Here is a 22,118-nt window from a genome sequence, read left to right on the forward strand (position 1 = left end):
GGTGATTAACCTTTAACGATCCTTCTGATCGCCGCCACCTGGTCAATCCATGACGAGAGCCGCGTGATCTTCACGACGTCTCCGGTCTTCGGGGCCTGGATGATCAAGCCTTGGCCGAGGTACATGCCGACGTGCCGCGGGTCGGACATGGTGCCTTCGCTGCCGGGGATGAGGATGAGGTCGCCGGGCAGCAGCATGGCCGGGTCCGTGATTTCCTTCCCGGCGTTGACCTGGTCCATGGTGACGCGCGGGATGGAGACTCCGGCGGCCCGGTACGCGGCCTGCATCAGCGAGGAGCAGTCGCATTGCTTGTCGGGGTCGCCGGAGTGGGGATCGGTGCAGGATCCGCCGAAGTGATACGGCGTGCCGAGTTGGCCGACCGCCCAGAAGATCGCGGTCATCACCTGCGGCGGGGTGTTGACCGGCAGGGTGAACCCGTCCGGCAGAGCCGTGAGGGCGTCGGTGGCGCAGTCGGCCAGGGTGCTGGTCAGCTGCTGGACGAACTGGATGGCGTCGTCGGTCCACTTGGCGTACGCGTCCGGGAATGCCGAGATCTGCACTGCCTGGGCGGCCGTGGTCAGCGGCATGGTCTGCCAGCCCGGGATGGTCAGCAGCTTGTCGTAGAACTTTCCGGCCTGGTACTCGGGCTTGGTCAGCTGCTCGACGGTGCCCCAGCCCTGGCTGGGCCGCTGCTGGAACACCCCGATCGAGTCGTGGTCGTTGCGGTCGCCGAGGTACGGCAGGTTGCGCAGGCCGGACTCCTGCATGGCGGTGGCCAGCGCGACGGTCCAGCCCCACTGGGGTACGCCTTTGGACACGCCGACGTCGATGATGGTGGCGGCGATCTCCAGCTGCTCGGTGTCCCAGTTGCCGGCGCCGGGCGGTTGTCCGGAGGCCAGCACCGAGACGCCGGTGGTGCTGCCGCAGCCGCCGGGGCCGCCCATGACGGCCGACAGCAGGAGCATCGGCAGGCCGAAGCAGCCGATGATGACGACGGTGACGATGCCGATGATGGCTTTGGTCATGACGATCTGCCTCTCGGTGAAAACAAAAAGGCCGGGCTTCGCGCGGGTGCGCGGCCGGCGGGAACGAGAAGAGCTCGGGCTACATGCGGTGGATGAGCGGCAGCAGCTCGGCGTGGGTGGCGTGCAGGAAGTCGGCGATCAGGTCGGCGGCGGGGTCCACGGGGTGGCCGAGGTCGACCGGTGCGGCGTAGCGCCAGTCCCAGTGCCCGGGTTCGAGCGCGGGCACGAACCACAAGGTGCCGTGCGAGTTGAGGAACAGCGCGCCGCCGATCTGCGGGGCGAGCAGGGTCATGGGCTGGCTGGCGCAGGTGGCCAGGCAGTGGCAGCCCGGGTCGGTGTAGTCGGTGCGCAGGTGCCCGTGGTGGACCGGGCATCGGCAGTCGCAGTGCCGCTCGTAGGGGCTGCGGTAGGTGCGGTACATAGCTGTCTCCTCGAGAAGGTGGTGAAACGCAAAAGGGCCGTGGGCCGCCCACGCGGGCGGCCCACCTTGAACCGATCAGCAGTTGGGTCGGGCGATCTGCCGTCGCAGGACGCGGGCGGCCTCGCGGAGTAGGCGCTCGATGTGCACGCTGTCGTCGTAGGTGTCGGCGCGGGTGTCGATCTCGCCGCCGTGCTCCCAGTCCCATTGGCCGTTGGCCATGGCGTTGACGTGCCACAGGTCGCCGTGCTGGTCGAGGAACAGGGCGCAGCCCCACTGCTCCGCGAGGAGGGTCATTGGCTGGGTGTCGCAGGTGATGGTGCAGGCGCAGCCGGGCTGGAAGTAGTCGGTGCGCGGGAAGCCGTGGTGCAGCGGGCAACGGCAGTTGCACAGCTTGCGCCACGGGGCGGTGTAGGACATGTGCTTTCTCCCAAAGGGGTGCGGTGGGTACGCCTCGGTGGCCGCCGGCGGTGCGGCTCACCGAGGCGTACGAGGGGTGAAGGGGTCAGCGCGGCCCGACGCGCCAGGTGCGGCCGGGACCGAGCCACCGGTCCTGTTGCACCTGACGGCTCTCGGCGACGGTGAGCAGGTAGGCGGGCAGCTGCGGCACGCCTTCGCGCCAGGCCCGGTACAGCCGGTGGGTGCCGTCGATTAGCAGCGGCGAGGGCTCCACGCCGTCGATGAGCAGGTGGGCGACGATGACCGGCTCGGCCAGGTCGGTGCTCATGGCGTAGTCGCGGTCGAAGGCGTCCGGCGCCGGGCCGAGCAGCCCGATCGTGTCCGGGTCGGGGTTGTCGATGCGGGTCAGGCCGAACGCCTGCGCCCACGTCGGCACGTCGAGCGACCGGGTGGGTCGGGGTGCGGCGTCGATCAGCGACATCGCGGTGTGCACCGCGAAGACCCAGACGTGGTAGTGGAACCACTGCTGCCTGTGCGGCGTGGTCATCGGCGGTGGCCCTCGCCGGTGAGGCGGCTGTAGATCGTGACGCATCGAAGGATCAGCTGGTGGGCGGGAAGGGTGAGGAGCCGGTCCCGCTTGTCCTGCTTGAGCTGGTCCCAGATCGTGACGGTGACGCTGGCCGACCACAGGTCCACCAGCACGCCGTTGATCTTGGCGTGCTGGCGTTCGGCGACGATCGTGCGCAGCGAGTCGATGAGGGTCGCGTCGCCGATCGGGTGGGTGTAGTCGTCGGGCCGGGCCGCGTCCTCCAGCAGCGCCAGGCAGTCCTCGCACGCGTAGCCCGGACGCGGCGGGTCCTCGGTCTCCCACCGGGTCACGTCGGTGGCGGGTACGCCGCAGACGGCCTGGCGCTCGTCGCGGGGATGGCGGATGTGCGGGACCGTCGGCCGCTGCGGCGGCACGGGAGTGGTCTCGGTCATGGGTCTGTGGTCCGTTCGTGACGGGCCGGGACGGCAGGTGACCGCCGCCCCGGCACAGGGGCGGAATTCGGTCAGACCTTCAGCAGGTCGAAGGCGGTCAACTTGAGGTCACCGGTCTTGCCGGTGATCACCCGGTTGGCGCGGGTCGTGGGGTCCTTGGCGGCCTGGTAGTGGTCGAGGTACTCGGTGATGGCCTGGTATCCGGCCCACCGGCTGCCTTTGATGGCCTTCTGCGTGTCGGCCTCGGTGATCAGGTACTTGAGCGTCCCCAGCCGCTCCTTGGCGTTGGCCTTGGTCTTGTCGGTGGCGTTGTCGGCCACCGGCCACACCTGCGCGACGATCTTCTCGAACTCGCGGGTGGTCATCGCGGTCTGCAGCATCCGCTCGGCGGCCTTCTCGAACTCGCCCATGTAGCGCCACATCAGGCCCAGCGCCTCGCGGGCCTGGCTGATCTGCTCGCCGACCTTGGAGGTGTGACGGAACGTGTAGTGCCCCACGGCGTGGGCGAACGCCGCCCGCTGGGTGTTGGCACAGACGACGCGGATGGGGCTGGCGTCCACGCGCAGCGCGGCAGTGCCGTCGTGGGAGGTCGTACCGATCAGATACAGGTCCATCCGGTCGACTCCGGCGATCTCCATCGCGGTCGGCAGCTTCATCGTGACGAACACCGACTTGCCCCGCCGCAGGCTGCCCGCGGTCTCGAAGTGGGCGCCCCCGGCCTGGTCGACGAGCTGGTCGAGCATGTCGGCGCACTGCTCGTTCTGGATGACCTCGTAGTCGTTGCCGACGATGCCCAGATACTCGGTCTGGCCGGTCACCGGGTTGCGGCGCACGGTCATACGCCGGTCGTCGGCCAGGATCGGGACCTCGATCCCGTCCACGACGTCGATGCCCCTGACGGGGATGGTGCGAACGCCCCAGTTGCCGAGCAGGGCGGCGCCCATGATCTCGCTGGCGCTCATCGTGGCCTGAGTGACGGTGCCCAGCTGGTGCCAGGCCGACACGCGGGCGGAGGCGAAGGCGGTCTGCCCGTTGGCGAACGTCTCCAGTTCGTGTGCCACGGGGTTCTCCTTTCGGAAATGGCAAGAGGCCGAGCCACATGGCTCGGCCCAAGGGATGGGTGGCGGCGCGGCCGGGGCCGGGCGTTGCCCGGCCCCGGCGTTGTCATCAGGACTGCTCGTTGCCCGAGGAGTTCTCGGCCGTGGTGTTGCTGGCCTCGGCGTCGACCGTCTCGGACGTGGCGTCGGCCTGAGCGGTGGCGTTCGAGGTCTCGGCCTCGGCCGTCTCGCCCTCGCCGGCCGGGGCCGGGTAGGCGAAGGTGAGCGGGGCGTCGGAGACCATCTCGATGTCGCCCTTGGCGGCGGCCTTGGTGCAGTTGTTGCGCACCGCCCCGGAGCTGACGTTGCGCCCGCCGAGCTGGGCGCTGATCGTGGTGGCGATCTCCTGCGGCGACATCCAGCGGCCGGGGTTGGCCGCCAGCACGGCCAGGGTCAGCTTCTCCAGCTCGCCCTTGGCGAACGGCTGGCTGCCGTCGCCGTTGACCGTCAGGTCGGTGCGGCGGACCGCCCCGGCCGTCGCGGTGCTCGCCGTGCGCGGCGGCAGCCGCTTGGGCAGCTTCACGACGTGCCCGGTGCCATCCTCGGCGACGACGTGGATCGTGCCGTCGGAGCGGATCAAGGACTGCACCAGGGCGACCGCCTCGGGCGATTCGGTCACGCCCTTGACCACCTGGAAGCAGACCGGGCAGCGGGGCGGCTCCGGGTTCGGGTCGACCTCGCTGGCCTTGGTCGGTCCGGCGATCCACCGGCGCGGGATACCGGGCAGACGGCGCGCGGCGTCGGCCTGCTCCATCGCGGCCAGCAGCCGGGAGGCGGTCGGGTGTCCGATGCCGCTCTCGTTGACGATCTCGTCGAGGGTCGCGCCGTCGTCGCCGTACTCGGCGATGACCGCCTTGATCGTCATGACCTTGCGGTCGCCGGGACGGCTCTGCTGCACGACCGTGACGGCCGCCCGGACGGGCTGGTCCTCCGACCCGTCGTCGTCCTCGTCGTCCGAGTCCTGGTCGTCGTCGTCCTCGTCGTCGTCCTCGTCGGACTCCGTGCCCTCGTGGTCGTCCTCGTCCTCGTGGTCCGAGTCCTGGCTGTCGCTGTCCGCCCCGGCGTCGGCGCTGTCCGGGTTCGCGTCCTCGCCGTTGTTGCTGGCGGCTTGGTCGTCGGCGCCGTCCTGGCCGGTGGAGCCGCCGCCGTCCAGCTCCGTGCCGGGCTCCGGGTCGTCGGCGAGGTTGTCGCCGGCCTCGCCGGCCCCGAGGCCCGGGGTGATGTCGGCCTCGGTGTCGCCGGTGAGGCCGGTGTCGTTGATGTCGTTGCCCTGCCCGAGGTCCGGGTCGGCCTCGTCGGAGGTGACGGCTTCCGTGACGCCCTCGGCCATGGTGTAGCGGGTGGGGACGCCCTCGGCGGCGTCGGTGTCGGTGTCGACCGGGACGATCAGACCGGCGTCGGACAGGGTCTTGATCGCCTTGTCGACGGTCGATCGGGCCTTACCGGACTGGTTGGCCAGCTCGTGGACGTTGCCCTGGCCGAGGTGGTGCAGGGCGTTGAAGACCGCCTGGGTGGCGGGCGTCATGGTGGACAGGTCGTGTTGCATGGTGGTGTCCCCTTTCTGGGACTTGTGGGTTGGCAGCGCGGCACGTCGTTGTGCCGTGCTGTGGTGCGCCGGGTCGCGGGCAGCAGGTATCGCGGCAGGCGCGTGGGGCGGTGCGCTGCCGTGATGGGGTGCTGCGAGGGGCGGCCCGGTGGCCTGGATAGCGGCCGGTGGCCGCCGGGGAGGATCAGTCGCCGGAGGCGGCGGCCTCGGTGGCGGCGGGCTCCAGGACGTAGAAGCCGTGGGCCGGATCGTGGTAGATCCCGGCGTCGGCGTGGGAGAGGCGCAGCTGGCCGGGGCCGACCGCCAGGTCGAGTTCGGCGTCTGCCCGGCCGATCCGCACGCGCGTGCGCCGCCCGGCCAGGTGCTGCTTGCGGCAGGCATCGGTGTGCGGCAGGACGACGAGGGTCGTGTCGCCCGGGTTGACGAAGCGCCGCCGCAGCACCGCGCCGGGGTTGGCGTCGGCGTACGCGGTGCGCTCGTCGTCGCGGAGCAGGGTTTCGGCCCAGTTGCGGGCGTACCGGTACTCGCGGCCGAGCTTCGCGATGGCGTCCAGCGGCCCGGTCAGCGCCGTGATCGACGTGGACAGGTCGTCCTCGTTGATCAGCGCGGTCCGCAGCCGGTCGACGGTGAGCAGCAGCTCCAGCCGGTGACGGCGCATCGTGTCGGCGGCCTTGGGGAGATCGGCGGCGGCCGGTACCGGGTCGGTGGCGTGCTGGTCGAGGGTGCGGCCGGTGAGCCGGGCGATCCAGCGGCCGACCGAGTCGGCGTTGAGCATGGCGGCCTCCTACTCGGCGAGCTGGTCCAGCTCGGTTGGGGTGAGCTGGTCGGGGTTGCGGCTGCGCCAGGCGGCCGAGTGCCGCAGCGCCCACCAGCGCAGCAGCGACCGGCAGGCGGTGGCGAGGTCGTCGCGGACCGGCAGCCGGTAGGCCCTGCCGGAGGCGATCTGGGCCGCGTCGGTGCAGGCGACCGGCTGCCAGATCCCGTCGTCGGTCTCGACGAGCACGCCGACCATCCGGTTCGGGTACGGCACCGCGAACGCCTGCGCGGCCTCGGCGTCGACGGTCACCCGCCACTGGTGGTGGGTGAAGCGCTGCATGGTGGCCACGCCGTGGCCCGGGTCGCCGGAGCACAGCAGCAGGTGGCGCTGCTCGCCGTCGTTGAGCGGGCGGTGCCGCCGCCAGGCCCGGTACAGGTCGAGCAGGCTGCCGGTGATGACGGTGTGCCGCTCCATGGCGACGCGCCGGTCGATCGTGGCGAGCACGTCCTGCATCGCCGCGCCGGTGCCGGCGAGCCGGAGACCGACCGACGGCCGCGGGGCCGGGCTGTCGAGGTCGGCGCTGCTAGTGTTGTAGGCCATGGCGGTCTTGTGCAGGATGCGGGCGAGGTCGCCGAAGGCGTCCTCGGTGCCGGTGTCGTAGCGCCACAGCTGCTCGGGCAGCACGTCGTTGGTGGAGGCGGCGATCAGCCGCAGAGCGGGGTCGGCGAGGAACATGTCGTCTCCTTCGTGGGATGTCGGTGGGCATGGCGAAGGCCGGTCGCAGCTGGGCTGCGACCGGTCCTCGAGCTGGTGAATGGTTAGGCGATGGTGACCGCGCACAGGCGGGCGCTGGGCTTCAGCGTCCGCAGGTACCTGATGGCCTCGTTCAGGAAGCGCAGCCGGTCGGCGATGGTGTCGCTGGACGGCTTGAGGACCTTGCCTTCGGCGGTGATCAGCAGATCCCCGACGATGGCCATGCGCCAGTGCAGCCCGGCGTAGGCGTGCTCTCCGGCCTGGTAGGCGGCCAGCTCGGCGGGGTCGAACTCGTAGTTGCCGGCGCTGGCGAGCATCGCGATGACGCGAGGCTGTGCGTGGAACCGGCGGCGGGCCTCGTTGAGGGTGACCTTGGACGGGTCGGCCTGGTGCTGGGCGAGATAGTCCTCCCACGGTCGGGCGGGCCGAGCGGTGGCCGGGGTGGAGTTCATGTACTGGTTCCAGGCGTGCCAGCGGAGGCGGGCCTGGGTTGCGGCGGCTGCGGCGGCCCCGTTGAGGTCGAGGCGGCTCTTGCGGCCTCCGGCGGCCTTGGTGATGGCGCCGAACCGGCGCGCGGTGTCGAGCAGGTAGTAGTCGAGGAACCGGGTGATCCAGCCGATGAACCGGCGGTGCCGGACGTGGAAGCGTCGGGCGGGGGTGCCGTTGGCGTTGAGGAGGTCGTTGACCTTCTCGGAGGCGGAGAACCAGTCGGCGTCCTCGCCGGGGTGGAACACGACGGTGACGACCTGGTCGGTGAGCGGGGTGTTGGTGGGCATGGCGGGGTGCTCCCTTCGCGAAGGAGTGGGTTGGGGTTTGCTGTGCTGGTGGTGCCACCGGATCGCGACGTCTGGGCCTGGGTGCTGCCGTGAGGGGCGCGGGGCGGGGATCGGAGCCGACCAGAGGGTGGGCTATGCGATCCCGCTGGCGCGGGCGGGTCCAGGAAGGACAGACGGGCGACGGTGCGAGCAAAAAGTGAAGAGAAGAAGCTGCACCGTAGCGAGGCGACCTGTCAGCACAACTCCTGTCAGGAAAGCCGACCATGCCTCTGACGTGCATTGACAGGTTCGGTCCTGGGGCTGCCAGGTTGTGTCAGGTCAGGAAGACGCCGTTCTCGTCGTAGTTCGAGTTGGCGGCGACCACACGGCCGTGGTCGCTGGGCAGCCCGGCCAGGCGCACGCGCTGCGTATCGCCTACGGGAAGCCATACGGCGTCGGCGGGATCGCTGCTGTGGGTCGCCGTGGCGACGAGTACGCCTTCGGGCCGCCGGCCGCGCAGGTACGCGTGGAGGTGTTCTTCACGGTCCTCGCTCGGCAGCCAGAACAGCACCGGATAGCGCGGGCCGCCCTTGCGGGCCAGGGCCGCGTACTTGTCCAGCTTGGCGGCCAGCTTGCCCAGGGGCTCGCTGCCGGTGTCGGCCTCCAGCCAATACCCGACCGTCGTGCCGTCCTCGCTCCACAGGCCGTGCCCGTCGGGGGTGACCGGTGAGAAGCGGGCCGCTGTCTTCGTCTCCGGCCACCACCGCGACAGCTCGGCGGCCGGGTGGCTGCGGGCGTACGCCGACAGCCGGACGCCGAACTCGGTGGCCGTGAGCAGGTGTGTCAGATTCGGATTGGCTGACAGCCGTTGCATCTGCTGGCGGCTGGTGCGAGCGGTGGGCTCGGGCCGGTTGTGGGCTGCGGCCTGAAACCGGTGACCGTTGTGGCCGAGGGTCCAGTGCCAGGGCTGCGAGCCGCCGCCGTCGCGGGCAAACCGGAACCGGTCCAGTAGCCCCAGCCGGTACAGCTCACCGAGGCGGATCTGGCAGGTACGCCGGGCCAGAAAGAACAGGGCGTGGATCTGATCGGTGGTGAGGACCTGGTGGCCGTCGAGCAGCTGGAGCAGCTGGCGGTCACGAGAGGTGATGTGCGGGTAGATGGCCAGCAGGCCATCAGAGCGCGATTGCGGCATAGGTAGATACCCCCGGGGAGAGAGAAACCCTGTAAGGAGTCTGGATAGGTTGATCTTGCTGTCAGGGCTGCGGCAGGCCGGGTTTGGGCAGCTCAGACACCTGACAGGCGCGGGTCGGGGGGCTCGCCTGGGGTCTCGTGTCGCAGACACCCCCAAACGAGCCCCCAGTGCTGCACCCGGCCGAGGACCCAGACGAGCGGGCTTGATCAGCGTTCGCGTTGCTCCATCCGCCGTTTCATGACTGTTTTGGCCAGCCGGTGCATCGGTGGTTCCTCGCCGTCGACGGCGTGGGCGGCGGCATGGGCCTGCCGGATCGCGGTGGCCTCGCCGACGATCGGCGCGGGCGGGTTGCTGACGAAGGTGAACCCCGGAAGCTCCCGATTGCCGACGAGCAGCCGGGCCGCGGCGGTGTAGACGTCGAGATGGGCGAGGTCGTGCTCGTCCAGCTCGGGCTTCGTGTGCCGCGACAGCTCCCGGGCGTCGCCCGGGTCGACGTTGAAGAACAGCTTCGAGCGGGCGTTCGCCGAGATCGCCGACGCCACGTCCTTCGGCAGCTGCGCCAGATCCTGGTGAGCCAGGACCAGGCCGAGCCGGAACCCTCGCGCCTCGGCCAGCATGTCGGCCACGCTGCCCGGCAGTGTCAAAAAGTTTTGACACTCGTCAACGTAAAGACTGGCGTCTTTTCGCTGGTCCTCGGGCACGCTGGCTCGTGCGATGGCGGCCTGCCAGACCCGGGCGACGATCAGCGAACCCAGGATGCGGCTGGTCTCCTCACCGAGGATGCCTTTCGGCAGCCGGCACAGCAGCACACCGCCGTCGAGCACCTTGCCCATGTCGAACGAGCTGTTCGTGTTCCCGATGACCGACTTCACGAAGTCGCGCAGCAGGAACGCCCGCAGGCGCGCCAGGACGGGGGCGATGACCTGGCCCCGGAACTGCTCGTTGATGCCGTCGTACCAGAGCCAGAACCCGCCCAGGCCGTCCGGGTCGTCCAGGCCGTTGGTGAACCTGGCCCGGAAGTCCTTGTCCTGCAACAGCGACGGGACGAGGCTGAGGGTCGGCTTCGCGTGGCGCATCAGCGTCAGGCAGGCCACCCGCATCGTGTCGTCCATACGCGGACCCCACTGCCCCTGGAAGATCTTCGCGAAGATCCCGACCAAGTTATCCACAGCCAGATGCGGGTCGCCCCGGTCGTCGAGCGGGTTGAAGCAGGCCGGGTTCTCCTGGTCGGGGTCGATGATCGCGATCCGGTCGGCGTAGGTCGCGGGGAGGCGGTCGAGGATGTCGGTAATCAAGTCCCCTCGCGGGTCGATGACCACCGTGCCCCGGCCCGCCTTGATGTCGGCCAGGATCATGTTCAGCATCAACGTGGACTTGCCGACGCCGGTCTTGCCGACCACGTGAACGTGCTGACGAGCGTCCATCACGTTCAGGCCGACCGAGTGGTTGCCGATCTGCGAACGCCCGAGCACCTTCACCCCTCGCCCGCCGGAGGGCACGGCCACGGGCGCCGGCACGGCCTTGGCCCGAGCCCGATCGAGGCCCGGGACCGCCACGTCCTGGGGCAGAGCTGCCATGGCGGCGAGCTCCGGCACGGTGGCCAGGAACCCCCGCCGTAGACGCCGTCCGGCGATCGTGGCCACCGGCTGGGGCATCTTCATGCGCCGCAGCCGGTTTGGGCCGGTGTACGCCGCGGCGGCCGAGGCGATCGTGTGCCCGAGCCCGACGAGGCGCTCGCGGATCTGCTTCGTGCGCGCCTTGTCCGGCGGAGTCTTGCCCGCGTCGGCCGCGACGGCGAACCGGATCGCGATCTCAAAGTGCGGCACCCGAATCGCCTTGTCGACAATCGTGCGGGCGTCGGCGTTGGCCACTGGATCACGCTCACCGGCCCGCACGGGCGTACGCGCCGGTGTCCGCCGTGACGGGCCGGGTGTGAACACGTCCAGTGCCCAGATCAGCGGTTCGGTGAGCAGCCGCGCGACCCCGGAAACGGCACGGGCGGCCACATCGGGCCGCCCGTGGGGGTGTGTGCCGGTCGCCGCCGCCGTGCGTCTGGCGGCGCGTAGCCGCCGGGGTGGTGCCGGTCGGGCCAGGATCTGCACGCACGCGTGCTCGCGGTCGCGGACCTCGGCCCCGGCCGACAGCAGCGCCCGCAGTGGGTCGGTGTCGTGCTCGCTGCGCAGGGGCAGCGAGTCGGCCGACTGCGGCCAGTGCGCCCCGCCGACCTGCTCCACCACATTGGCCGGGATCGGCTCTGCGGCATCGGTGACGGTGACAGTGGCGGCGGGCCAGGCCGCCCGGATCGCGGCCTCGACCGCGCCGGGCGGGACCGTGCCGGGCACCCACACCCGGATCGTCAGGGTGCGGCCGGTCCAGGTGTACTCCCAGCCGATGTGCGGCATGCCGTAGATCCGCCGCCGCCACACCGAGGGCGTGAGGACGCCCATGATGGTGATCCAGAACGCCGCCGCCGATTCCGCCGTCACCTCCGGCGGCGCGGCCACCGTCAGCCACCGCGCCCCCGTGGCGTACCGGGAGTGCCGCCAGGCGAGGACCTTGTCCCGGGCGGCGACACCGCCGATGATCAAGACCGGGACGAAGAACGCCAGCCACGGCCGGGCCGTGATCCACGCCCACAGGTCGCCGAGCCGGGTCACGATTTCGGGATTCATGACGCCTCACCGATTCCCGTCACGGCGATCTTGTGTTCGGCCGCCGACCCGACGCTGCGGAACGGAATCCGCGAGCGGCCAGCGATGAGCAGACCCTCCCCGCGTGGCGCCGCCAGGAGGAGCCGGGCTTCCCCGGCGGTCAGCGAGAACGCCTCCTTCACCTTGTCGATGGCCTGGGTCGACTGGTGCATCAGCACTTGGGTCGCGGCGTTGGACACCACGGCCATCCCGAGGTCGGTGCCGAGCACATCGGCCGCGTCCTGGGTGACGACGCACAGCCCGGCCGACCGCTTGCGCGCGGCCTTGGCCATGCGGAACAGGAACCGTGCACCCTCCCCGTCCCTCATCAGCAGCCAGGCTTCGTCCACCACGACGAGGTGCCGCCGCCGGCGTACGCCAGACAACGGAGTGTCGATGCCCGACCAGATCGAGTCCAGGGCCAGGAGCGTGCCGACCGTGCGCAGCTCGTCGGGCAGGTGCCGCAGCGACCAGACGACCAGGTGGCCGTCCGGGGCGGTGGACGTCGGTCCGTCGAACAGGCTGGAGAAGTTGCCCGTGGTCCACGGGGCCAGCCGGGCGGCCAGCTGCTCGCCCGCCGGGTCCTCGTCGGCCGCCAGCACCTCGGCCAGGTCCCGCAGCAGCGGCGCGGGCTTGGTCCAGGTGGCCGGGTCGCCGTTGATCCCGGCCGCCGCGTACGTGGCCGTGATCGCCCGATCGAGGGCAGCGCGCTCGGTCGGTGGTGGCGGTGCGCCGAGCATGACCGCGATCAGCGTGTGCAGGTACAGCCCGCGCCGGGTCAGCGTGTCGGCCCGGTTGTCGTGGGGCAGATCCAGGGGGTTGATGCGTACGCCGGGCAGGCCGAGCTGCACGACGGTCCCCCCGACGTGCTCCGCCAGGGGCGCGTACTCGTCCTCCGGATCGATAATCGAGACCCGGGTGCCCTGGTACAGGTTCCGCAGCACTTCGAGCTTGACGAAGTACGACTTGCCCGCGCCGGACTGGGCGAGGACGACGGAGTTGTGGTTGTCCTGCCGCCACCGGTCCCACAGCAGCACGCCGTTGCTGGTGGTGTTCAGCCCGTAGAGCACGCCGTCCGGCGGGGCCGCGACGCCCGGTGCCGGTGCGGCCAGATCCGCTGAGGCGAGGGGGAAGGCGGCTGCTAGGGCGTTGGTGTCGAGGATGCGGCGCATCCGCAGCGGGTCCACGCCGATCGGCAGCGTCGCGACCCAGCCCTGCTGGTGGCGGAACGTGGTCGGCTGTAGGTCCAGAAGGACCGACGCGGCGGCCGACTTGACGCCCGCGGTGACCGCGCGCAGCTCGTCGAGGTCTCGGGCGTGGATGGTGACGTAGATGCCGACGTCGAACAGCTTGGCCGCACCTCGGGCGACCCGCTCGGCGAGGTCGGCGGCGTCGGCTGCCGCAGCCTCGGTTATCGGGTCGCCGAGCTTGCCCTGGTCGGCGTCCAGACGGCGCGAGGACTCCAGACGGGCGCGCTGGCGCTTGAGCATCGGCGCGGCCAGCTGCGCCGCGACCGGGTCTATGTGCACGGCCACGTCCACGCGGCCCGGGTAGGACAGCAGCGGATCGAGCCAGGCCGGGCCGACCTCGGCCGGGTAGCCGGTGACGGCGAAGGTGGCGGCGTAGCCGTCGCCGACCTGCACGTGCCAGGGGGTGACCGACAGAGCGGCCGGGGAGGGCATGCCCTCCCCGGCCGCGACTGTCTTCTTTCTGGTTTTCCACAGGTTCATTCGTTGCTCCGCAGGGTAATGGGGGCGCCCGGAACGGCTCTCGGGCCGGGCACCGGTGGGTTGAAGGGATCGGCGGCGGTGGCCAGCGCGGCGGACACCGCCGGGCCGTCCAGGGCAGCGGCTTCGACACCGAGCCCGGTCAGGGCGCGTACGGCGGTATCGGCGACCTGCTCGCCGGTGATGACGGCCAGCACCTGACGGCGCAGCGGATCGCGCTCCTCATCGAGGTCGAGAAGGAACTCGGCGTAGTCGTCGGCTGCCGCCGCCAGAGCCGGATGCGGCAGGCGGGGCGCGTGGTCGACGGTGGCCTGCGCGTGCGCGGTCAGGTCGTGGCGCTGGGCGGCCACGACGATCTGCGCGGGACCGGTCAGGCTGTTGAGGAACCGGCCGAACCCGTCCAGCAGCGCGCCCTGCTCGCCGCCGGTACGCAGGTGGATGTTCGTGGTGCCGCAGGCGATCAGCACCCGGGACTTGCCCTCGGAGGTGACGACTCCGCTCGCGCTGACGGCCGTGACCGGCGAGCGCAGCGGCGCCGGGACGCTCGTCTTGCCGGCCACCGCGGCGACCGAGGTCGCCCGAGCGCTGCCGGGGGTGAGCTGGCGCGGGCTGCGCGACAGCGTGATCCCGTGCTTGAGCCACACATCCAGCGGCAGGCCGTCGCGCCGCCCGAGGGCGACGACGATCGCGATGGAGAACACGATCATCCCGGCGACGATCCACACAGGTAGGGGCAGCAGCGGCCCCAAGGTCCGGTAGATGCCGAACCCGCCGAGGCCGACGCCGCCGACGATGGCCAGCTGCCGGAACGTGAGCCCGAACGCGATGCGGTCCGGTGCGTTGACGTCGGCCGTGACCACGGCGCGCGGGGTGGTGTCTTCGTCGTGGGTCATCGCCCACCTCGCATCGTGCGCCCGAACGGGATCTTGCGGGTGATGGACTGGATCAGGACCGCCCGGACCAGCACGCCGCCCATGCTGGGGCCGCCCTTGTGAGTCACGTACCGGCGCATCATGCTCGGGATCTTGAGCGTGACCCACAGCAGCACGGCCGTGATCATCAGGTTGATGATGTCCGAGCCGGGCAGGCCGATCAGCACTGGCAGGCTGCTGTTCGGGTCGATCAGCAGTTGCACGCCCGTGCTGAAGGCGATCGCCTGAAGCGTCGGGGTGGCCAGGCAGCCGATCCCGGTGCGCCACCACAGGTCCGCCGCGCCCTGGGTCCAGGGCGTGGCGTAGCAGGCGAGGGCGACGGGGGCGACTCCGGCCCAGATGATCAGCACCCCGATCCGGACGATCCAGCTGCCGACCAGGGCGAACATCAGCCCGACGATCAGCAGCCCGATGATCAGGGCGACCAGGGCGGTGCCTTCGTCGCTCAGCGCGGCGGTCACGTGGGTGCGGGTCGCGTTGACCGCCTCGGTCGTCGGTGCCGCTGTGCCGACCATGGACACGGTCAGCGCGTTGGCGATCTCGATCAGCGCGGCGCTCAGCGCGACCGCGAAGTTGCTGGCGACCAGTCCGACGATGAGGCGGGGTACCAGATCCTTGATGCTGTAACGCATCTCGACCGAGCCGCCGGCCATCGTGGCGATGCCGACGGCGATGATGGCGAGGATGAAGCAGGCGTTGACGACATACGCGCTCTTGGTCGCGATCGTCTGTACCTGCGGCAGGACGGTGACGTCCGGCGAGAGGAACATCGATGAGCTCAGGTAGGCGAGGAGCCCGCCGAGCAGGTCTTGCAACCGCTCGGCGAGCCAGTCGACCAGCCCATTCATCAGCCAGTTGACCATGATGGGTGTCCTGTCCTCAGCCGCCGAGGATGCCCTGCAGGACGGACAGCACGACCGGTGCGAGCACGGCCAGGGCGTAGCCGATCAGGGCGGACTTGAAGTTGCCCTTGGCCTGCTCGACCTGGCTCGGGTCGCCTCCGGCGGCCATGTAGCGCAGGCCACCCACGACGAGGAACATCGTGGCCACAGCGGCGATGATGCCCATGATCCACGTGCGGATGCCGTCGATGACCTGCGGCAGGGTTTTCGGGGCCGCCAGCGGCTGCGGCGCGGCGGCGAGGATGTCGTTGAGGTAGTGCAGAGTTGTGTGCATTGCGGCGCTCCACAGGATGTGGGGGCCGCCGCGGCGGGGACCGGGCGAAGTCCTGGAGAGGTCCGGTGGGGGCGCTCCTCCCTTGCAAGGGAAGGGATTGCGGTGTCAGTACGCCGCGCCAGCCATGCCGGACCTGTAGGGCCTCGCCCGTGGGTGGTCCCCACCGGGCGGGCATGCCGTGGATGACATGCACCGCCCAGATCCGTGCTGTCAGGGCGATCGAACCGGCCTGCGACCTGTCACGACCTGTCTGCGCCTGACGGCCGCGCCGCGTCGGCGGACCTGACAGGGCTGCCCCGCAACGCAACCTCCGTGCGCAACGCTGAAGAGGCCGCCCCGGGCGATGCCCGGGGCGGCCTTGGTGGTGCGGCGGGATGTGGCGAGTTGCCCGTCAGGCGAGCGCGGGTTCGCCCATCTGGGTACGGACCGGGACGGACAGTTCGCCTCGTACGACGGCCGCGGCTACGGCTCGTTCGGCGCGGCGGCGCCGCATGCGCAGCACGGAGGCGGTCACGCCCTTCTCGGCGGCCAGCGTCTCGATGAGCGCGTCGCCGAAGCGGGTCGCGCTGATGAGCTCGGCGGCCTCCGAGGTGATGACGCCGGCGGCGGCGGCCCGGCCGAGCAGAAGGTCCGGGTGGCCGTACGGGCGCTTGGGCGTACGCGATCCGCTGGACAGCTCGGCGGGAAGCTCCTCGGTGTCGCGGATCTTCTTGATGACCGCTTCGCCGCCTCGGTACGCCGCCCACGTCAGGCGCATCCACAGCCGGGGCCGGTCGAGGTCGGCGGTGCGCAGCGCGTGCAGGAACTCGGCCAGGATCTCCGAGTCGATGTCCTCGGCGTGGCGGGGGTAGCCGCGGCTGAACTTCGCGGCGAAGTGGGTCAGGGCGGGCAGGGCGACGCCGATCGCGCCGACGACCCACGCCGGTCCCCATTCCCGGGCCTGCAGGGCCAGCTGCCGCCACGTCGCGTCGATGGTGTCGGAGTCGTAGCTCTCGAACAGCATCATCTTGCGCAGCGCGTCCAGCGGCATGGTCTTGTCCGGCAGGCCGGGCACCGGGCGGGCGTCGAACACCAGCGGCGCGGGCTCGCAGGTCAGCAGCGCGAACGCCTGCTCGGCCTGGGCCAGGGCGCCGGAGCGGAAGGAGGTGGTGGTGGTTGGCATGTCGTGTCCCCTCGTGGTGGAGCCGAACCGCCGGCTGCGGCGGCCCATGCCTCGATTGGAGACAGGCGACCTGACACCCCAAGGCTCCGTTAGATCGGGACAGGTTCGGACAGGTCGTGCCAGGTTCACGGCTGTCAGCCCGGCCCGCAGGATCGGCCGCTGACTGGTCCTGTCAGGTCGGGGGCGGGTTCGATCGGCCCAACACGGCCGTTCTAGGCACTGTCAGTACGCCCGCCGGTCCGGGGGCCACCGTGCCCATGACCGACAACACCAACCACCACAGCGCCCCGGTCCCGGTCGGGGACGTCGTGCCGGGCGACGTGCCCGTGCCGATCACCGTCTGGCCGGTGCCCGCCCCGCGCAAGGGCGACACCATGTCCAACGCCATGGGCGTGCGGCTCGTTCACAACCTCACCCACCCCGGCGAGCTGATCGTCGATCTGGCTGACGGGCCGCAGCTGGCCCGCGCGGTCATCGCGGCCAGCCGCCGCAGTCACCTTCAGGCGGCCCGGCAGACCGGCTGGGGGCGGGAGCCCGCGCGGCTCATCGTCACCGGCTGGCCGCTCGACGGCCTGGTCCCGGTGGAGTTCTTCATCCGCTGCCGGGACGCTCTGCTGCCCGGCGGCTGCGTGGCCGTGCTTCTCAGCCACGACGTGACCGCACCGGTCGACGTCATCATCGCCGCCAAGACGGCGGGCCTGAGCTACCTGCAGCACATCGTGGCGGCCGACCGGCTGCCCCGGCGTGGGCAGGAGACGCTGCTCGACATCCACACCGACGTGCTGATCATGACGCTCAGCGCGGCCGGGAACGGAGGTGGGCGGTGACCAAGCCGATGCCGGTCACGTCGGTGTGGCTGACCTGCCAGCAGCCCTCCCGGGACCAGCGGCGAGGCCGCTACGTCCCGGAGTCGTCCAGCCATCCGGGCAAGATGCTGCCCAACCTGGCCGCGCACGCCATTCGCGCCTACACCGCGCCGGGAGACCTGGTGTTCGACCCGATGTGCGGGTCGGGCACGACCCTCGTGGAGGCCATGCACCTGGGGCGGGAGGGGATCGGGATCGACATCGAGCCCCGCTTCACCGCTCTGGCCGAAGCGAACGTCGCGCTGGCTGCGTCGCAGGGCGCCGCCGGCACCGGGCGAGTCGTCACCGGCGACGCCACCAGGTTGCTCGATCTGGTCCCGGCGTCCGCGGTCGGGCGAGCGGGACTCGTGCTCACCTCTCCGCCCTACGGCAGGGGGACTCACGGCCTGGTGCGGGCAACGAGTACCGGGGTACGCAAGCGGGACCACCTCTATGGGGACCGGGAGTCGGGCAACCTCGCCTATGCGGGATGGTCCCGCTTGCTCGACGGGTTCGCCGAGATCCTGGCCGCGAGCTACCAGCTGCTGCGTCCCGGCGGGACCGTGGTCATCACCTGCCGACCGGTACGCCGCCAGCGGGACGACTTCGTGGACCTGCCCGGCGAGCTGCTGGCCGTCGCCACGTCGGTCGGCCTGGTCCCGGTGGAGCGGTGCGCGGCGATGCTCGCCGCCGTCCGCGACGGGCAGATCGTGCACCGGGCCAGCATGTTTGGCCTGATGGCGGTCCGTCGCGCCCGCGCCGAAGGCGTCCCCGTGCACCTCGTGGCGCACGAGGACGTCTGGGTGCTCCGGCGCTCATGAAGTTTCACACTGGTGTCGCATAAGGGCAGCTCAAGCCCTGTGACCGTCGCCTATCGCGCCGGTTGACGTGACACCGCCCACCAGGAGGCGGCGGGATCGGGGCAGGTCAGCCCCGCCCCGCCGCTTCCCGTCCCCGCTGACCCGTGCACCTGACCAGCGGCCGTCCACGGTCCCGCTTGCCGCGACCCGAGTCCCGCCTTGGGCTGGGGTGGGGTGCACGACAGTCCCGCCCGCGTCCGATGCGGGCGGGACCCTACGCCGACATCGAGCGGGACCGCCTCGCCGCCCGGCGGGACCAGTCCCGCTCGAGTACCGCTGCGAGCGGCCGGCACCGGGACTCGTCCCGCGCCACCGGCCGGCGCGAGTCCCGCTCGGCGTTCGCCCTTCTACCTCTTCTACCGCCGTTGCGTCCGGCGCCGCCGACTCGGCCGCGCCGGTCCACCTCACACCCTTGGAGGCAAACATGCGGAACTTCCTGACACTGCCCGAGCGCAACACCTACGCCAGCGCCAACGGGCTGGCGCTCCTGGTCGCCGTCATCACGGTCAACGGGCTCGCGGCGGCCGGCGGCAACCTCGCCATCATCGCGGTCCTGGCCGTCACCGCCGGGTTGACGCTGGCCGGATGGTCGCGGCTGCTCTACAGCCTCATCGACGCCGGGAACCGGTCGATCGGCCCGCTGGTCGGGCTGGTCACCGTGGCCGTGCTGCTGGCGGCCTGGGCCGCCGGATGGCCGCTGCTGCTCGGCGTCGCGCTGCTGCTGGTCGTGTGCTGGCTGCCGTTCATGGCCGCCGACGCGGCCGGGCAGGCACTGCGCATACGCGCGTACTGGTCCAACTCCGAGCAGCTGTGGCAGGCGGCGACGGTCGCGCAGATCGTCATCGACGCCATCGCCCTCGGCGCGACCGCCGTGCTCCTGGCCGGGCCCTGGGACGGCCCTGTGCCGCTCGTGCGGCTCGCGGCGACGCTGCTGATGCTCGTGCCGCTGCTGCTGTCGCGGGCCGCCGACCGGTCGGGGCCGATTCCTCGCATCCTGTTCTGGCCCACCCCCGGCGAGCGGGAAGCGCACGTCACGCGGCCTGCTGACGAGCCGCAGCAGCAGTGACCTGACAGGCGGCGACCTGTCAGGTTCGCGGGCTGTCAGGTCGTGACAGGTCGCCGAGCCTGACAGGTCGCCCCGCCCGTGCCCGGGGCGGCCTAGCCTGGAGGTTCTCCTTATACCTATGTGCCCCTTGATCTGACGTCGCACGCGACGGCACCGCGCCCACCGCATCCCGGTCGGCCGCCGCCGCCTGACCCAGACCAGGCACCCACACAACCCACGCCCCTCGCACCCGCGACCGGGGCGCGGTATCCCCATCCCTGCAGGCGGTCACCGAACGGTGGCCGCCACTTTCCGTGTCCCGTGGAGGACGACATGCTCCAGCCCGCCTGGTACCTGACAGACCACGACTGGTTCGCCCGCCTGGCCGACGCACCCCGTCTGCACACTGACGGTCAGGCCGTCCTCGGCCAGGTCGCCGACCTGTTCAGCGACGAGTCCTACTTCAACCCGGCCAAGACCGTGGCCACCGTGCACGTGCTGCTGCTGGCCGCCGAGCACCTCGGCGACACCCTCACCTGGGCCGCCGACCAGCACGACATGGCCGACCTGACCCGGCTGACCGCCGGGCTCAACCTCGTGCAAGCGCACCTGACCCAGATTGTGCAGCGCCTCGCCGAGCACACCCACAACCGTGCCTTCCGACGCTCGGACACGGTGCCCGCCGCGGCGGCAAAGGCACTGACCGACAGCCTCAGCGCCGCCGGCAACAGCGGCGAGGTCTGCGCCGGACACCTCAAGGAGGCCCACCTCACCCTGCACAACTCGACCCGGTAGCCCATCCACCCCGGGCGCGCGTACCGGCGACGGACGCGCGCCTTCTGCATGCCTGGAGGCTGCCCCATGGCCGAGACCGGCGACGGGCTGACCCGCGTGACCTTCGACGCCACCCGCCGCACCAGCGGCAGCATCGACGCGCTCATGGCCGCATCCGGCGACAACGTGACCGACGCCAGCAAGGGCGCGCTACGGCTGGCCGCGACCCTGCTCGCCTACACCCGCCCGGACAGCACCATGCACGTCCTGGCCCCTGACGGCGCGACTCACATCGTGCACCTTCCCTGAACCCACCCGACCGGAGGATCACCATGTCCAAACTCTGGTGGCGGCTGTCCGAGGTCAGCCCCCTGGCCGAACACGCCGTCCACACTCCGACCGTCAATAACCCCGCCTACCTGCTGCGAGCGCCCAGCGCCGTCGCGGCGTTGATCTGGGAGCAGGACGAGACCGGCAGCGAGACGCTGCGCTCCAACGGATCGCCCGGCTGGCACGACGAGACCGGCCAACTCCACCGCGCCCATGCCCTCACCTGGCAGCACCCCGCCTCGGGAACCAGCGGCGTCCACGACCACGCCGACCCCCACCGGAATCTGGTCCTGCTGAAGGTGCGCCGCCGCGACCGCTCGATCCACCCGGTGATCGACACGATCCGGTACGGGGTCAAGCGCAAGCACCACTGGTTCTGGATCGACACCACCAGATGGCCGTATGCGTACGGCACTGCCGATCACCGCGAGGAGATCGTCCCGGCTGAGGCCACCTGGATCAGATCCGAGGTCGAAGCCCCGGCCCTGGAGCGCCTGTCCTACCCGGCGGTGATCGCCGACGGCTACGTCGGCGCGGACGGGGTCCTGCCCCGATTCACCCGCGACACCGTCACCCAGATGATCACCGACCTCGACGAGCTGAACATCCACCCGGCCACCATGCTCGGCGAGTTCCCGACCGTGGCCTTCCACGGCGACATCGCGGTCATCTTCTGGCAGCAGCACAGCCTCTCCGACGAACGCGTCCTGGAGATCGACCGCTGCTACCCCGACGCCGAAGGGCTCTACGCCATCGGCGCCTACCAGTGGACCTGGAGCATCACCCGGCGGCGCTGACACCCGCCCGCCCGCTGACCCCAGCAGCCACCTGACCTGACTGTTCCGCACCGCATCACCACGGCCGTTGCCCGGCCGACCGCGCGAACCCGCGCACCCCGGGCACGGCCGCACGGCCGTGCCCGGAGACCACCAGCGATCCGCATTGGAGGACTCCATGCACCGCCACACGACTGCCGCCGAGCGCCCCCTCCGCCCGGCCGCCCGCCGGCGGCCCGAAGTCGCCCCCCACATCCTCGCCCTGCTGCACCAGGCCCAGCAGGGCGACCGCGACGCCTTCGCCGCCCTCTACCTGACCTACCGCGAACCGGTCACCCGCTACGTCACGGTGCGGCTGCGCGGCCGGGACCCCGACCTGATCGCCGACCTCGTCCAGGAGACGTTCACCAACGCCCTGGCCGACCTCGGCTCCGCCCTGGCCGACGTGCGCGGCTGGCTGATCTGGCAGGCCGCGAAGGCATGCAACCAGCACGACTGGTCGCGCCGCCGCTACCTGCGCGCCGCGTACGCCGTGCGCGAAGACGCCGACCGCAGCCCGGCCGCACCGGTCACCGCCGAGCCCGCCCCGACCCGGCTCGGGCGGCTGCCGTTCGTGCACGCGATGGCCCGGCTCACCCCCGACCAGCGCCGCGCGATCCAGCTGCGCTACCTCGACGGGTACCCGCGCGACGCCGCCGCACGGCTCATGGGCCGCAGCGTCTGGGCCGTGGGCGACCTGGAGCGGCGCGCGCTGCGCCGTATGCAGATCACGCTGACCACCCCGCCGGTGACCGCGTAACCCGGGCAGCCGCCAGGCGCGACCGCCTAACCGCCCGCCACGCGGCACCCGCACCACAGACCCGGCCGATGCCCGGCCG

Annotated in this window: 24 protein-coding genes; 7 read left to right on the top strand and 17 right to left on the bottom strand. The window is 71.2% G+C overall.

Annotated elements, in window-relative coordinates; all coding sequences use genetic code 11:
• Positions 1 to 5: 5 nt before the first annotated feature.
• The 17 genes from CLT75_RS27630 to CLT75_RS27705 form a co-directional block, all read right to left on the bottom strand.
• Complete coding sequence (locus CLT75_RS27630; RefSeq protein WP_135243115.1) at positions 6 to 1,025, bottom strand: C40 family peptidase; 1,020 nt, start codon at positions 1,023 to 1,025, stop codon at positions 6 to 8.
• Positions 1,026 to 1,104: 79 nt separating this feature from the next.
• Positions 1,105 to 1,446: a hypothetical protein gene (locus tag CLT75_RS32815; protein ID WP_167796855.1), complete on the bottom strand. Its 342-nt coding sequence runs from the start codon at positions 1,444 to 1,446 to the stop codon at positions 1,105 to 1,107.
• Positions 1,447 to 1,521: 75 nt separating this feature from the next.
• Positions 1,522 to 1,863 carry a hypothetical protein gene (locus tag CLT75_RS27635; RefSeq protein WP_135243116.1) on the bottom strand — a complete coding sequence of 114 codons (342 nt, stop codon included), beginning with the start codon at positions 1,861 to 1,863 and terminating at the stop codon, positions 1,522 to 1,524.
• A gap of 85 nt (positions 1,864 to 1,948) precedes the next feature.
• Positions 1,949 to 2,389 carry a hypothetical protein gene (locus tag CLT75_RS27640; protein ID WP_135243117.1) on the bottom strand — a complete coding sequence of 147 codons (441 nt, stop codon included), beginning with the start codon at positions 2,387 to 2,389 and terminating at the stop codon, positions 1,949 to 1,951.
• Positions 2,386 to 2,823, bottom strand: a complete 438-nt coding sequence (locus tag CLT75_RS27645) for a hypothetical protein (protein ID WP_135243118.1) — start codon at positions 2,821 to 2,823, stop codon at positions 2,386 to 2,388. The genes CLT75_RS27640 and CLT75_RS27645 overlap by 4 nt, the downstream gene beginning before the upstream one ends.
• Before the next feature lie 71 nt (positions 2,824 to 2,894).
• Complete coding sequence (locus tag CLT75_RS27650) at positions 2,895 to 3,884, bottom strand: DUF932 domain-containing protein (RefSeq protein WP_135243119.1); 990 nt, start codon at positions 3,882 to 3,884, stop codon at positions 2,895 to 2,897.
• 106 nt (positions 3,885 to 3,990) lie between these two features.
• Positions 3,991 to 5,466 (bottom strand): MarR family transcriptional regulator, encoded by a 1,476-nt coding sequence (locus CLT75_RS27655; RefSeq protein ID WP_209310395.1) that lies wholly within the window; start codon positions 5,464 to 5,466, stop codon positions 3,991 to 3,993.
• 184 nt (positions 5,467 to 5,650) lie between these two features.
• On the bottom strand, positions 5,651 to 6,241 hold the full coding sequence (locus CLT75_RS27660) for a hypothetical protein (RefSeq protein ID WP_135243120.1): 591 nt from the start codon (positions 6,239 to 6,241) through the stop codon (positions 5,651 to 5,653).
• A gap of 9 nt (positions 6,242 to 6,250) precedes the next feature.
• Complete coding sequence (locus CLT75_RS27665) at positions 6,251 to 6,958, bottom strand: hypothetical protein (protein ID WP_135243121.1); 708 nt, start codon at positions 6,956 to 6,958, stop codon at positions 6,251 to 6,253.
• Between the two features lie 83 nt (positions 6,959 to 7,041).
• Positions 7,042 to 7,752, bottom strand: coding sequence for a hypothetical protein (locus tag CLT75_RS27670; RefSeq protein ID WP_135243122.1), 711 nt, complete (start codon positions 7,750 to 7,752; stop codon positions 7,042 to 7,044).
• Positions 7,753 to 8,065: 313 nt separating this feature from the next.
• Entirely contained in the window at positions 8,066 to 8,923 is an 858-nt protein-coding gene (locus CLT75_RS27675) for a replication-relaxation family protein (RefSeq protein ID WP_421499632.1), read from the bottom strand.
• Between the two features lie 206 nt (positions 8,924 to 9,129).
• A complete protein-coding gene (locus tag CLT75_RS27680; RefSeq protein ID WP_135243123.1) occupies positions 9,130 to 11,595 on the bottom strand; it encodes a type IV secretory system conjugative DNA transfer family protein in 2,466 nt (821 codons plus the stop codon).
• Positions 11,592 to 13,343, bottom strand: a complete 1,752-nt coding sequence (locus tag CLT75_RS27685) for a VirB4 family type IV secretion system protein (RefSeq protein ID WP_135243124.1) — start codon at positions 13,341 to 13,343, stop codon at positions 11,592 to 11,594. Before CLT75_RS27685 ends, CLT75_RS27680 begins: the two co-directional genes overlap by 4 nt.
• Positions 13,340 to 14,233, bottom strand: coding sequence for a PrgI family protein (locus CLT75_RS27690; RefSeq protein WP_135243125.1), 894 nt, complete (start codon positions 14,231 to 14,233; stop codon positions 13,340 to 13,342). The genes CLT75_RS27685 and CLT75_RS27690 overlap by 4 nt, the downstream gene beginning before the upstream one ends.
• Positions 14,230 to 15,135, bottom strand: coding sequence for a TrbL/VirB6 family protein (locus CLT75_RS27695; RefSeq protein ID WP_135243126.1), 906 nt, complete (start codon positions 15,133 to 15,135; stop codon positions 14,230 to 14,232). Before CLT75_RS27695 ends, CLT75_RS27690 begins: the two co-directional genes overlap by 4 nt.
• Before the next feature lie 16 nt (positions 15,136 to 15,151).
• Positions 15,152 to 15,448 carry a pilin gene (locus CLT75_RS27700; protein WP_135243127.1) on the bottom strand — a complete coding sequence of 99 codons (297 nt, stop codon included), beginning with the start codon at positions 15,446 to 15,448 and terminating at the stop codon, positions 15,152 to 15,154.
• A 391-nt stretch (positions 15,449 to 15,839) separates the two neighbouring features.
• Positions 15,840 to 16,610 carry a hypothetical protein gene (locus CLT75_RS27705; protein WP_135243128.1) on the bottom strand — a complete coding sequence of 257 codons (771 nt, stop codon included), beginning with the start codon at positions 16,608 to 16,610 and terminating at the stop codon, positions 15,840 to 15,842.
• A gap of 257 nt (positions 16,611 to 16,867) precedes the next feature.
• Between CLT75_RS27705 and CLT75_RS27710 the strand changes: the two genes are divergently transcribed.
• From CLT75_RS27710 to CLT75_RS27740, 7 genes are all read left to right on the top strand, one after another.
• Positions 16,868 to 17,437: a hypothetical protein gene (locus CLT75_RS27710; protein WP_421499633.1), complete on the top strand. Its 570-nt coding sequence runs from the start codon at positions 16,868 to 16,870 to the stop codon at positions 17,435 to 17,437.
• The gene (locus CLT75_RS27715) at positions 17,434 to 18,276 is read left to right on the top strand and encodes a TRM11 family SAM-dependent methyltransferase (protein WP_135243129.1); all 843 of its coding nucleotides are present in this window, start codon (positions 17,434 to 17,436) and stop codon (positions 18,274 to 18,276) included. The genes CLT75_RS27710 and CLT75_RS27715 overlap by 4 nt, the downstream gene beginning before the upstream one ends.
• 463 nt (positions 18,277 to 18,739) lie before the next feature.
• Positions 18,740 to 19,381, top strand: coding sequence for a hypothetical protein (locus CLT75_RS27720; protein WP_135243130.1), 642 nt, complete (start codon positions 18,740 to 18,742; stop codon positions 19,379 to 19,381).
• A 312-nt stretch (positions 19,382 to 19,693) separates the two neighbouring features.
• Positions 19,694 to 20,155 (top strand): hypothetical protein, encoded by a 462-nt coding sequence (locus CLT75_RS27725; RefSeq protein WP_135243131.1) that lies wholly within the window; start codon positions 19,694 to 19,696, stop codon positions 20,153 to 20,155.
• 66 nt (positions 20,156 to 20,221) lie between these two features.
• Positions 20,222 to 20,443: a hypothetical protein gene (locus tag CLT75_RS27730; protein ID WP_135243132.1), complete on the top strand. Its 222-nt coding sequence runs from the start codon at positions 20,222 to 20,224 to the stop codon at positions 20,441 to 20,443.
• A gap of 23 nt (positions 20,444 to 20,466) precedes the next feature.
• Complete coding sequence (locus CLT75_RS27735; protein ID WP_135243133.1) at positions 20,467 to 21,261, top strand: hypothetical protein; 795 nt, start codon at positions 20,467 to 20,469, stop codon at positions 21,259 to 21,261.
• A 157-nt stretch (positions 21,262 to 21,418) separates the two neighbouring features.
• Entirely contained in the window at positions 21,419 to 22,039 is a 621-nt protein-coding gene (locus tag CLT75_RS27740) for an RNA polymerase sigma factor (RefSeq protein ID WP_135243134.1), read from the top strand.
• The last annotated feature ends 79 nt before the right edge of the window (positions 22,040 to 22,118 follow it).

It is taken from the genome of Micromonospora sp. CNZ285, assembly GCF_004637285.1.